Genomic DNA, 11475 nt, shown 5'->3' with positions numbered 1-11475 from the left:
CGAGTTCCCGATGGCCGGTCCGGCGCGTTCGTCCGCTTGAGGTACGCATGGCTGCCGTTCCTGCCGGCCTGTCCGGCCTGGCCAAATGTCTGGTGAAGCAGGGCCTGATCACAGAAGGCAAGGCCCTGGCCTGCACGGAGGAGGCGGCGCGCAAGAATGTCCCGCTGGTCAGCCATCTGGTGGCCGGCGGCATACTGGGCAGCCTGGAGATCGCCGAGACGGTGGCTGAGGAATTCAGCGTGCCCCTGCTGGATCTGGCCGTCTTCCTGCCCGAGTTCATCCCCCTCAAGGCGGTGAGCGAGCGGCTGATGCTGGAGCATCATGCCCTGCCGCTGTTCCAGCGCGGCAATCGCCTGTTCCTGGCGGTATCCGACCCCAGCCAGCATCTGGCCTTCGACGAGATCAAGTTCCACTCGGGTCTGATCGTCGACATTGTCGTTGTCGAGGAAGACAAGCTCGGCAAGGCCATCGAGGCGGCGCTGGAAGCGGCCGACACCACCTTCAAGGAACTGCTGAACGTCAATCTCGACGCCATCCCCCTGACTGGCGCCGATAGCGGCGGGGCCGAGGGCGCGGTCGAGGTCGACGACGCGCCGATCGTGCGCTTCGTCAACAAGATCCTGCTCGATGCCATCAAGAAGGGCGCCTCCGACATCCACTTCGAGCCCTATGAAAAGGTGTTCCGCATCCGCTTCCGCAACGACGGCCTGCTGCATGAGGTCGCCAGTCCCCCGGCCGGTCTGGCGACCCGCATCTCGGCCCGGCTCAAGGTCATGTCGCGCATGGATATCGCCGAACGCCGGGTGCCGCAGGACGGCCGCATCAAACTGGAGATTTCCCGCCACCGGGCGATCGATTTCCGCGTCAATACCTGTCCGACGCTGTTCGGGGAGAAGATCGTCCTGCGCATCCTGGACCCGACCACGGCACAGATCGGCATCGAGCGGCTCGGTTTCGAGCCGGAGCAGCGGGTGAATTTCCTTGAGGCGATCAACAAGCCCTACGGCATGATCCTGGTGACAGGGCCGACCGGCAGCGGCAAGACCGTGACGCTGTATACCGGGCTCAATATCCTCAACACCAGCGATCGCAACATTTCCACCGTCGAGGATCCGGTCGAGATCACCGTGCCGGGCATCAACCAGGTGAATGTCAACGTCAAGACGGGCCTGACCTTTGCCGAGGCGCTGCGGGCCTTCCTGCGGCAGGATCCCGATATCATCATGGTGGGCGAGATCCGCGATCTCGAAACCGCCGAGATCGCGGTCAAGGCGGCGCAGACCGGTCACCTGGTGCTGTCGACCCTGCACACCAACGACGCGCCGCAGACGCTCAACCGACTGATGCAGATGGGCATCCCGCCCTTCAACATCGCCTCGTCGGTGCTGTTGATCATGGCCCAGCGGCTGGCGCGGCGACTGTGCGAGTCCTGCAAGCGCCCGCTCGATCTGCCGCCGGAAACCCTGCTGGAGGCGGGTTTTGCCGAGGCCGATCTGGATGGGCTGACCCTCTATGGTCCCGGCGAGTGCGACCAGTGCGTGAAGGGCTACAAGGGGCGGGTCGGCATCTACCAGGTGATGCCGATCACCGAGGCCCTGAACCGCATCATCCTGGAGGGGGCGAATGTCAGCCGCATCGCCGAGCAGGCCCGCGCCGAGGGGATCACCGATCTGCGCACCTCCGGTCTCCGCAAGGTGCGGGCGGGGATCACCAGCCTCGCGGAAATCGACCGCATCACCCGGGAGTAGGACGTGCCCAGGAGCGGAGAACATCTCGTCTGGTTTGTCTGGGAGGGGACCGACCCGCGCGGCCTGCGGACCAGGGGCGAGCTTACCGCCCGCACGGAGATGATCGCCCGCGCCGAGCTGCGCCGCCAGGGTGTCCGCGTGGTCAAGATCCGCAGGAAGCCCAAGGCGCTGTTCCCCTCCGGGCAGAAAAAGATCACGACCCGGGACATCGCCATTTTCAGCCGCCAGCTGGCAACCATGCTGTCCTCGGGCGTGCCGCTAGTACAGGCGTTCGATATCGTCGGGCGCGGACACGAAAACCCGTCGATGCAGGACCTGCTGCTCAAGATCAAGACCGACATCGAGGGCGGCGTCGCCCTGGCGGAGGCGCTGGGACGCCACCCGCAGTATTTCGACGAGCTGTTCTGCAATCTGGTGCAGGCCGGCGAGCAGGCCGGCGTGCTGGAGACGCTGCTGCACAAGATCGCCGAATACAAGGAAAAGACCGAGTCGATCAAGGGCAATATCCGGAAGGCGCTGACCTACCCGATCGCCGTCATCATCGTCGCCGTGGCGGTCACGGCCATTCTGCTGATTTTCGTGGTGCCGCAGTTCGAGGAGCTGTTCAAGGGGTTCGGCGCCGACCTGCCGGCCTTTACGCGGATGGTGGTCGACCTGTCGCGCTGGGTGCAGGACGGATGGTACCTTGTCCTCGAGGGGCTGATGGCCCTGGTCTATGTCCTGGTCCAGCTGCAGAGGCGCTCGGTCGGTTTCAATCACATGGTGGACCGCCTTGCCCTGCGCGCCCCGGCCATCGGCACCATCGTCAACAAGGCCGCGATCGCCCGTTTCGCCCGCACCCTGGCCACCATGTCCGCCGCCGGCGTGCCGCTGGTGGAGGCGCTCGCCTCGGTGGCGGGGGCCACGGGCAATGTCGTCTACTCCACCGCGGTCATGCACATGCGGGACGACGTTTCCGCCGGTTCGCAGTTGCAGCAGTCCATGCGGCAGACAGCCCTGTTTCCGAATATGGTGGTGCAGATGGTGGCCATCGGCGAGGAGGCCGGATCGCTGGACAACATGCTGGCCAAGATCGCCGACTTCTACGAGGAAGAGGTCGACAATGCGGTCGATTCGCTCAGCAGCCTGATCGAGCCGATGATCATGGCCATCCTGGGCGTCGTCGTGGGCGGGCTGGTCATTGCCATGTACCTGCCCATCTTCAAGCTGGGTTCGGTTGTCTGAGGTGTATGCCATGCAGGATTTGTGGATCGACGCGCCGGCCTTCCTGATCGTGATGACGGCCCTGCTGGGGCTGGCGATGGGCAGCTTTCTGAACGTGGTTGTCCACCGGCTGCCGCGGATGCTGGAGCGGCAATGGCGGCGGGAATGCCTGCTGTTCCTGGGTCAGCCGGCGGAGACCGCGAGCGATGCGGAAGATCCGGGGAACCTGTTCTGGCCCGGCTCGCGCTGTGCCGCTTGCCGGACGCCGCTGCGCGCCGCTGAAAACATCCCGCTGCTCGGCTATCTGTGGCTGCGCGGGCGCTGCGCCCATTGCGGGACGGAGATTTCTCCGCGCTATCCGCTGCTGGAACTCCTCTCGGCGGTGTTGTCGGCGGCGGTGGCCTGGCGGTTCGGCTGGAGCCTGCCCTTGCTGCCGGCACTGGTGCTGAGCTGGGGACTCCTGGCGCTGGCCGCCATCGATCTCGAACGGCAGCTTTTGCCGGATGCGATCACGCTGCCCTTCTTGTGGCTGGGCTTGCTGCTCAGCCTGTTCGGCGTCTTCACGGACAGCCCGGCGAGCATCCTCGGCGCCGTCTCGGGATACCTCAGCCTGTGGCTGGTGTACCAGCTTTTCCGCCTGCTGACCGGCCGCGAAGGCATGGGCTACGGCGACTTCAAGCTGCTGGCCCTGCTGGGGGCGTGGCTGGGCTGGGGCGTCCTGCCTTCGATCATCATCCTGTCCTCCGGCGTCGGCGCGGTGGCGGGTCTGCTGCTGATCGGATTCGGCGGCCGGGACCGGCATCAGCCGATACCCTTCGGTCCTTATCTTGCCGCGGCCGGCTGGCTGGTCCTGCTGTTCGGCGATGCCATCAACACGACCTACCTGGCCTGGATCGCCCCGGTTTGAGGACAGCATGTTCAAGGTCGGCCTGACCGGCGGCATCGGCTGCGGCAAGACCACCGTCGCCAATATCTTTGCCGAGCTGACGGTTCCCGTCATCGACGCGGACCAGATCGCGCGGCAGCTGGTGCAACCTGGCGAACCGGCGCTGGCGGCGATCATCGGGCATTTCGGCGACAGCCTGCTCGCCGGTGGCCAACTGGATCGGGCACGCCTGCGCGCCCGCATCTTCGCCGACGAGCGGCAGCGCGTCTGGCTGGAAAATCTCCTGCATCCGCTCATCTATGCCGACATGCAGCGACGTGTCGATGCCTTGCCGGATGCCTATGCCGTGCTGGCCATTCCCCTGCTGCTGGAGACCGGACGCCGGGATTTCGTCGACCGGCTGCTGGTGGTCGACTGCGAGCCGGAGGTCCAGCAGCGGCGGGTCATGGCCCGGGATGGTATCGATGCGGCGGCTTTCCGGGGCATCCTGGCGGCGCAGGCATCCCGCTCGTCGCGGCTGGCGGCGGCCGACGATGTCCTGGAAAACAATGGCGATCTGGGCGTGCTGCGCGACCGGGTGCGGATGCTGCACGAACGCTACCTGCGCCTGGCTGCGCCGGGGGCCGGGGCTTGAGGGGTCATCGGCCGGGCATCCGTTTATACTTCAACTACGCCTTGCCGATTGCGCAATCACTGCCTTGGTGCGGGAACCCACCCTTGAGCGACCTGATTACCTACGAATTTCCCCTCAACGAGCGGATTCGCCTCTTCATGCGCCTGGAACACCTGTTCCGGCAGTTCGATCACTTCATGCCGGGACGCTCCAGCTGGGATTGCCGGGCCGTGGTGTCGACCCTCATCGATATCGTGGGTCTGTTCAACCGTAACGATCTCAAGTCCGAGGCCCTGCAGGAGATCGATCGCCAGACCACCGTGCTGAACCGCATGGCCAGACTCCATGAGGGGATCGACCAGGGGCGGCTGGCCGAGGTCGTCGGCCGTCTGGAAGCCATCAGTCGCGAGCTGTACGCGGTACCGGGCAAGCTCGGAGCCAGCCTGATGGAGAACGATCTGTTCAAGGGCATCATCCAGCGCAGCAGCATGCCGGGCGGCAGCTGCTCCTTCGATCTGCCGGCCTATCACCACTGGCTGGAAGGCGACGAGCAGGCGCGCCGGCAGGATCTCCTGAGCTGGATTGAGCCATTTCAACAGACCCGTGTGGCCATTGACCTGCTGCTGAATTTCATCCGCACCAGCGCCATGCCGGTGCGGGAGCTGGCGCCCGGGGGATTCTTCCAGAAGACGCTCGATCATTCCCTGGCGTTCCAGCTGTTGCGCGTGGCAGTGCCCCGGGCGGCTCCCTATTTCGCCGAGATCAGTGGCGGCAAGCATCGTTTCACCATCCGCTTCATGCTGCGCGACCCGCTGCTGAGACCGGCGCAGTGCCTGGACGATGTCGAATTCCTGCTGACGGCCTGCCTGTTCTGAGCCAGCCGGACCGCCGCCCTCCTCAAGACCGTGAGCATCATCGTTTCCTGTCCCACCTGTCGCCAGCCGGTGTGCTGGTCTCCGGCCGCGCCGTTCCGCCCCTTCTGTTCCGAGCGTTGTCGCCTCATCGACCTTGGCGAGTGGGCGGCGGGAAGCTACGCCATACCGGCCGAGCCCGCCAGCCAGGACGACGGCGCCCTGCCACTGCCGCCGGCTCGTCCCGAGACCGACGCCTGACCGGTAGACGCATCGGCTTTCACCGGGAAAGCCGGCCGCCCCCTTGAAATGGGCAAGGGCGAATCCCATTTCGCTGCCCAGCCTGATACAGGCTGGCTTGCCGGCTCCGGTCGGCAAGGCATCTACATCGTCATCCGTTTCGAGAAAACCTTAAAGGAGTTCCAAGCATGGGAAATATTCGTCCTCTGCATGATCGTGTCGTGGTCAAGCGCTGGGAAGAAGAAAAGACCTCGCCTGGCGGCATCGTCATTCCCGACAATGCCAAGGAAAAGCCCATCAAGGGCGAAGTCATCGCCGTGGGTCCGGGCAAGCCGATGGACGACGGCCAGGTCCGCGCACTTGGCGTCAAGCCTGGCGACAAGGTGCTGTTCGGCAAATATTCCGGCACCGAGGTCAAGGTGGATGGCAACGATTACCTCATCCTCAGGGAAGACGACATCATGGGCGTGTTCGAAGCCTGATCGTCCGTGAACGAATCCCATCAACCGTCACAAGGAGTTTGAATCTATGGCAGCCAAAGAAGTCCGCTTTTCCGATGATGCCCGTCAGCGCATGCTGGCCGGTGTGAATGTCCTCGCCGATGCCGTCAAGCAGACGCTGGGTCCCAAGGGCCGCAACGTCGTGCTGGAGAAATCCTGGGGTGCTCCGACCGTCACCAAGGACGGCGTGTCGGTCGCCAAGGAAATCGAGCTGAAGGACAAGTTCGAGAATATGGGTGCGCAGATGGTCAAGGAGGTCGCGTCCAAGACATCCGACATCGCTGGCGACGGCACCACCACCGCGACCGTGCTGGCCCAGGCCATCGTGCGCGAGGGTCTGAAGTCGGTTGCCGCCGGTGCCAATCCGATGGATATCAAGCGCGGCATCGATCAGGCCGTCGGCGTGGTTGTCGAGGAGCTGAAGAAGCTTTCCAGACCCTGCACCACCAGCAAGGAGATTGCCCAGGTCGGCAGCATCTCGGCCAATTCGGACGATAGCATCGGCCAGATCATTGCCGATGCCATGGACAAGGTCGGCAAGGAGGGGGTGATCACCGTCGAGGAGGGCTCGGGCCTAGCCAACGAACTGGACGTGGTCGAGGGTATGCAGTTCGACCGCGGCTACCTGTCGCCCTACTTCGTGACCCAGCAGGAGACCATGAGCGTCGAGCTGGAGAATCCCTACATCCTGTTGCACGACAAGAAGATTTCCAATATCCGCGACCTGTTGCCGGTGCTGGAAAAGGTCGCCAAAGCCGGACGCTCGCTGCTGCTGGTGGCCGAGGATGTCGAGGGTGAGGCGCTGGCCACGCTGGTGGTCAACACCATGCGCGGCATCCTCAAGGTCTGCGCGGTCAAGGCACCGGGCTTCGGCGACCGCCGCAAGGCCATGCTGGAGGACATCGCCGTGCTGACCGGTGGCACCGTGATCGCCGAGGAAGTCGGCCTGTCGCTGGAGAAGGTGGAACTGTCCGATCTGGGCAGCGCCAAGAAGGTACAGGTCAACAAGGAAAACACCGTCATCGTCGATGGCGCCGGCAGCGCCGAGACCATCAAGGCCAGGGTCGAGCAGATCCGCAAGCAGGTCGAAGAAACCACCTCCGACTACGATCGCGAGAAGCTGCAGGAGCGTGTGGCCAAGCTGGCCGGCGGTGTGGCCGTGATCAAGGTGGGGGCGGCGACCGAGGTCGAGATGAAGGAAAAGAAGGCCCGTGTCGAGGATGCCCTGCACGCGACTCGCGCCGCGGTGGAAGAGGGCGTGGTTCCGGGTGGTGGCGTCGCGCTGATCCGTGCGCAGAGGGTCCTGCAGGATTTGAAGGGCAAGAACGCCGATCAGACCGTGGGTATCCACATCCTGCGGCGCTCCATCGAGGAGCCGCTGCGGCAGATCGTCGCCAATGCCGGTGAGGAGCCCTCCGTGATCCTGCACAAGGTTCAGGACGGCAGCGGCAATTTCGGCTACAACGCCGGCAGCGGCGAGTATGGCGACATGATCGACATGGGTATCCTCGATCCGACCAAGGTCACCCGTTCCGCTCTGCAGAACGCTGCCTCCGTCGCCGGTCTCATGCTGACCACCGAGGCCATGATCGCCGAAGCGCCGAAGAAGGAAAAGGAGCCGGCCATGCCTGCTGGCGGCATGGATGGCATGATGTAATTCACGCCGAAGTCGATTAGACTTTTCCGGGCCCCGTTGCCGGCAGGCAACGGGGCTTTCTTTTGCTGGGAATCGATGTTCCGATGAATGCAACAAACTTTGACCTGGAATCCCTGCAAGCAGAGCTGGCGGGCAGCAATCCCCGGGTGATCCTGAAGGCCGCGCTGGCTCACTTCGAGAACATCGCCATCTCCTTCAGCGGTGCCGAGGATGTGGTGCTGGTGGATCTGGCCGTGCAGCTCAGGCCGGATGTACAGGTCTTCACGCTCGACACCGGACGCCTGCATCCGGAAACCTATCGTCTGATCGAGGCGGTGCGCAAGCGTTACGGGTTGGCGATCGACGTGCTGTCACCCGATCCCTTCGCATTGCAGCAGATGGTCAAGGCTAAGGGGCTGTTCAGCTTCTATGAGGATGGCCACAAGGAATGCTGCGGTCTGCGCAAGGTGGAGCCTCTCAGGCGCAAGCTGGCCACACTGGATGCCTGGGTTACCGGTCAGAGACGCGATCAGAGCCTGACACGAACCGCATTGCATGAGGTCGAGTACGATCAGGCCTTCGGCGGGGAAGGGCATGTGCTGGTGAAATTCAACCCTCTGGCCGGCTGGACCTCGGCCCAGGTCTGGGATCATATCGAGGCCTACGATGTGCCGTTCAACGAGCTGCATCGCAAGGGCTACGCCAGTATCGGTTGCGAGCCGTGCACCCGCCCCATACTGCCCAATCAGCATGAGCGCGAGGGGCGGTGGTGGTGGGAGGATGGCGCCAAGAAGGAGTGTGGTCTCCACGTGCGGGATGGCGGTTAGGCCGACCGAGTTTGGTTGCCGCCAACAGCGGACAAAAAAATAGCGGCTCCGGAGCCGCTATTTTTGTCTCTGTACCTTGGGTACCTACCGTTCCAGATGCTGGAGCTTGTCGGGCTTGCCGTTCCATTCGTCGGCATCTTCGGCGGCCGGCCTCACTTCGGTGATGCTTGGCCAGATCTTGGACAACTCGGCATTCAGTTCGATGAACTGCTTCTGATCCTCCGGCACCTCGTCTTCGGAGAAGATGGCATTGGCGGGACACTCCGGTTCGCAGAGCGTGCAATCGATACATTCGTCCGGATCGATGACCAGGAAATTGGGGCCTTCATGGAAACAATCGACCGGGCATACATCCACGCAATCGGTATATTTGCACTTGATGCAGTTTTCGGTAATTACGAATGTCATTTCTAGTCCTGTCGTCTTGCGAATAGGCCGATCAGTGGCAGTCATGCCGACGGGAGACTACCCCGCGCCTTGCCGATAGTGCGCACACTGGGGTGGCTGGAGACAACCGTAACCCCGATGGCGATGGGTTGCGGAGTTATTGCTGACCCCGGCGGTCGCGCGATTATAGCCCTGATGCCGGACTCGATGAAATCCTGATGCGGCAGGAGACCAACGAAGCACCGGCTGCAAAATAAAAAGGCTTACGACCTGGGAAAACAGTAGCGTAAGCCTCGGAAAACATTGGTGGCCAAGGACGGAATCGAACCGCCGACACGGGGATTTTCAATCCCCTGCTCTACCAACTGAGCTACTTGGCCAAGTCACTAACAATCCGAGTATTAAACCGTAAAAAAAGATGTACGTCAAGGCATCCATGACAGTCTGCATCTTGCGTTCAACGGCGGCAGGTCGATTCCGGTTCGTCGAAGCCCAGCGTATCCAGCTCGTTTTTGGGGTGCAGATAACCTTCGACAGGGGCGACAGCCACGATCGCGCGATCCGAGGCCACCAGCACCGGCTGTCGCAGTTGGTGATCCCAGGCCCGGAATGACAGGGGCACGCCCTTGAATCCGGCCAACGAGAACTCGGGATCCAGCAGGAAACCGCTGACGGTGGCGAACTCGACCGACCGGGCGCGGGTTGCGGCCTCGCCGATGGCGCGAACCGCCAGCCAGCCGCCGTAATCCCGTTCCGTCATGAAACGTCCGGCCTGCTCGCGAAAACGTGTCTGAAGCTGCAGGGCGCCCCAGGCTTCGTGGGCCTGATGCCAGGCCAGCGGTCGCAGACCGGCGCCGCCGGCAATCGGGCGCGGCAACCAGGTCCGGTAGGGGAAGAGGTCACCAAAGGCATCCAGTTCATCGACCACCACGACCACATCGTAGTTGCCCTCCTGCGTGAAGACGGGTACCTCGGATTCCGGTGTTCGCCGGTCGTCGAACTCAGGATTCCAGGTCTTCTCGGCGACGATATCGAGACCGAACTTCTTTGCCGAGCGCCGCAGGGCGTCGGCCTGCCGCCGATCGGCATCGCTGGCGCCTTGTATCAGCAGCCATTTGTTCCAGCGCTTCTTGCTCAGGTACTGCGCCAGGGCATCGCCGCGCATGGCGTGCGAGGGCTGGAGGTACACGAGGTTTTTCCGGCAATCGCGGCCTCGCAGCCGATCGTCGCGGTTGGCCACGTCCAGAAGCAGGATCTCCCGCGCTTCCGGCAGGTCGGCCAGCTGCAGGATCCGTTCGGCTGGCAAGTCCACCAGAACGAAGCGTGTTCCCCGGGCCAGCAGTCCCTTCAGGGCATTGGCGGGATCCTCGGTGATCGGGACTTCGGCCTCGATCAACTCGAAGTGCTGCCGGGTGAAACTGCCGGTGGTGTTGTCGTCCCGGATACCCAGGCGGGCGCCCTGGACACCCTCGTCTGCGGGGAGCGGGTCGAAGTAGGGGCGGCTGGGTGCAAGCTCGCGCGGTTCGTGCAGATACCCCAGCGTCAGGGTGTTGTTGGCAGGCGCTTCGGCCCTGGGAGCCTCCGCCGGGGGCGCGGCGACTTTCTTCCTCGCGGCGGCCTCGGCAATCCCGTGCTGGCAGAGCAGGGCGGAACCCAGCGGCAATGCCAGCGCAAGTGTGTGCCAGAGCGGTCGGGCTGCTGTGGGGGGGCGTTTCATCATCGGTTCAACGCAGGTCGCGATGACGGACGAGCAGATCGTAATCGTCCGAGGCCAGGCGCTCGGCCAGTGCTTCCGTCAGGTATACCGAACGGTGCTGGCCACCGGTGCAGCCGATGGCGATGGTCAGATAGCTGCGGTTCTCGGCTGCGAAACGTGGCGCCCAGCTCCGCATGAAATGCGTCAGATCATCCAGGTAGCGCTGGACCTCCGGCTTCGACTCCAGAAAGGTCCGGACCTCGGGATCGCGCCCGGTTTTCGGGCGCAAGGCGAGATCCCAGTGGGGGTTGGGCAGGCAGCGGACATCGAAGGTGAAATCGGCGTCGAAAGGAATGCCATTGCGGTAGCCGAATGACAGGCAGTACACCGACATGCGGTATTCCCGCTGGGCACCGACCCGCTCGCGGATCAGTTCGCGCAGCTGGTGGATATTGGTGTGGCTGGTGTCGATCACCAGATCCGCCCGGCTGGCGATGGGGATAAGCAGCTGGTTTTCCCGCTCGATGGCCTCGGTCAGGGAGTGGTGATTATCGGTCAGCGGATGCTTGCGCCGGGTTTCGCTGAAGCGCCGGAGCAGGCTCTCCATGCGCGCCCGCAGGAACAGGACCTGACAGTTGATGCCAAGCTGCGCCGCCAGTTCCAGCGTGCTGGGAAACTGCTGCAGGCTGTTGCAACGGCTGCGGGCGTCGATGCTGATGGCCACCTTGCGGTAGGCCTGCGGGCTCTCCTGCATCGCGCCGCGTACGAAGGCGGCGAAAACGGCGATGGGAAAATTGTCGATGCAGTAGTAGCCGCAGTCCTCCAGCGTCTCCAGCGCGATGCTTTTGCCGGAGCCCGACAGCCCGCTGACGATGACCAGGTCCATGC

Annotated in this window: 12 protein-coding genes and 1 tRNA gene; 9 read left to right on the top strand and 4 right to left on the bottom strand. The window is 63.6% G+C overall.

Annotation, left to right across the window (positions count from 1 at the left end):
• The first annotated feature begins 47 nt into the window (after positions 1-47).
• The 9 genes from pilB (at position 48) to ACH5N8_RS09105 (ending at position 8504) form a co-directional block, all read left to right on the top strand.
• Entirely contained in the window at positions 48-1748 is a 1701-nt protein-coding gene (pilB, locus tag ACH5N8_RS09145) for a type IV-A pilus assembly ATPase PilB (protein ID WP_483281085.1), read from the top strand.
• Between the two features lie 3 nt (positions 1749-1751).
• Positions 1752-2972, top strand: coding sequence for a type II secretion system F family protein (locus tag ACH5N8_RS09140; RefSeq protein ID WP_483281084.1), 1221 nt, complete (start codon positions 1752-1754; stop codon positions 2970-2972).
• A gap of 10 nt (positions 2973-2982) precedes the next feature.
• Positions 2983-3858, top strand: a complete 876-nt coding sequence (locus ACH5N8_RS09135; protein ID WP_483281083.1) for a prepilin peptidase — start codon at positions 2983-2985, stop codon at positions 3856-3858.
• A gap of 7 nt (positions 3859-3865) precedes the next feature.
• Positions 3866-4471 carry a dephospho-CoA kinase gene (coaE, locus tag ACH5N8_RS09130; protein WP_460026364.1) on the top strand — a complete coding sequence of 202 codons (606 nt, stop codon included), beginning with the start codon at positions 3866-3868 and terminating at the stop codon, positions 4469-4471.
• An 83-nt stretch (positions 4472-4554) separates the two neighbouring features.
• Positions 4555-5325 carry a cell division protein ZapD gene (gene zapD / locus ACH5N8_RS09125; protein ID WP_483281082.1) on the top strand — a complete coding sequence of 257 codons (771 nt, stop codon included), beginning with the start codon at positions 4555-4557 and terminating at the stop codon, positions 5323-5325.
• A 30-nt stretch (positions 5326-5355) separates the two neighbouring features.
• The gene (gene yacG, locus ACH5N8_RS09120) at positions 5356-5562 is read left to right on the top strand and encodes a DNA gyrase inhibitor YacG (protein ID WP_460026366.1); all 207 of its coding nucleotides are present in this window, start codon (positions 5356-5358) and stop codon (positions 5560-5562) included.
• 167 nt (positions 5563-5729) lie between these two features.
• Positions 5730-6023 carry a co-chaperone GroES gene (gene groES, locus ACH5N8_RS09115; RefSeq protein WP_460026367.1) on the top strand — a complete coding sequence of 98 codons (294 nt, stop codon included), beginning with the start codon at positions 5730-5732 and terminating at the stop codon, positions 6021-6023.
• Between the two features lie 46 nt (positions 6024-6069).
• Positions 6070-7698, top strand: a complete 1629-nt coding sequence (gene groL, locus ACH5N8_RS09110; protein WP_460026368.1) for a chaperonin GroEL — start codon at positions 6070-6072, stop codon at positions 7696-7698.
• Between the two features lie 83 nt (positions 7699-7781).
• A complete protein-coding gene (locus tag ACH5N8_RS09105; protein WP_460026369.1) occupies positions 7782-8504 on the top strand; it encodes a phosphoadenylyl-sulfate reductase in 723 nt (240 codons plus the stop codon).
• An 84-nt stretch (positions 8505-8588) separates the two neighbouring features.
• On the opposite strand, the gene fdxA is transcribed toward ACH5N8_RS09105, so the two are convergent.
• The 4 genes from fdxA to rapZ all read right to left on the bottom strand — a co-directional run bounded on the left by fdxA (position 8589) and on the right by rapZ (position 11473).
• Positions 8589-8912: a ferredoxin FdxA gene (gene fdxA, locus ACH5N8_RS09100; RefSeq protein WP_483281081.1), complete on the bottom strand. Its 324-nt coding sequence runs from the start codon at positions 8910-8912 to the stop codon at positions 8589-8591.
• 283 nt (positions 8913-9195) lie between these two features.
• Positions 9196-9271: transfer RNA gene (locus ACH5N8_RS09095), tRNA-Phe, on the bottom strand.
• A 77-nt stretch (positions 9272-9348) separates the two neighbouring features.
• On the bottom strand, positions 9349-10611 hold the full coding sequence (locus ACH5N8_RS09090) for an ABC transporter substrate-binding protein (RefSeq protein ID WP_483281080.1): 1263 nt from the start codon (positions 10609-10611) through the stop codon (positions 9349-9351).
• Positions 10612-10615: 4 nt separating this feature from the next.
• Positions 10616-11473 (bottom strand): RNase adapter RapZ, encoded by an 858-nt coding sequence (rapZ, locus tag ACH5N8_RS09085; protein ID WP_483281079.1) that lies wholly within the window; start codon positions 11471-11473, stop codon positions 10616-10618.
• Positions 11474-11475 lie beyond the last annotated feature (2 nt).

The sequence above is a fragment of the Methyloparacoccus sp. NF-16 genome, from assembly GCF_056880625.1.
This window is presented reverse-complemented; position numbering and strand designations above follow the sequence as displayed.

Excerpts from the sequence above, each read along its gene's own strand:
- pilB (WP_483281085.1), top strand. The coding sequence starts at position 48 with ATGGCTGCCGTTCCTGCCGGCCTGTCCGGCCTGGCCAAATGTCTGGTG.
- ACH5N8_RS09135 (WP_483281083.1), top strand. The coding sequence starts at position 2,983 with ATGCAGGATTTGTGGATCGACGCGCCGGCCTTCCTGATCGTGATGACG.
- coaE (WP_460026364.1), top strand. The coding sequence starts at position 3,866 with ATGTTCAAGGTCGGCCTGACCGGCGGCATCGGCTGCGGCAAGACCACC.
- groES (WP_460026367.1), top strand. The coding sequence starts at position 5,730 with ATGGGAAATATTCGTCCTCTGCATGATCGTGTCGTGGTCAAGCGCTGG.
- groL (WP_460026368.1), top strand. The coding sequence starts at position 6,070 with ATGGCAGCCAAAGAAGTCCGCTTTTCCGATGATGCCCGTCAGCGCATG.
- ACH5N8_RS09105 (WP_460026369.1), top strand. The coding sequence starts at position 7,782 with ATGAATGCAACAAACTTTGACCTGGAATCCCTGCAAGCAGAGCTGGCG.
- fdxA (WP_483281081.1), bottom strand. The coding sequence starts at position 8,912 with ATGACATTCGTAATTACCGAAAACTGCATCAAGTGCAAATATACCGAT.
- ACH5N8_RS09090 (WP_483281080.1), bottom strand. The coding sequence starts at position 10,611 with ATGATGAAACGCCCCCCCACAGCAGCCCGACCGCTCTGGCACACACTT.
- rapZ (WP_483281079.1), bottom strand. The coding sequence starts at position 11,473 with ATGGACCTGGTCATCGTCAGCGGGCTGTCGGGCTCCGGCAAAAGCATC.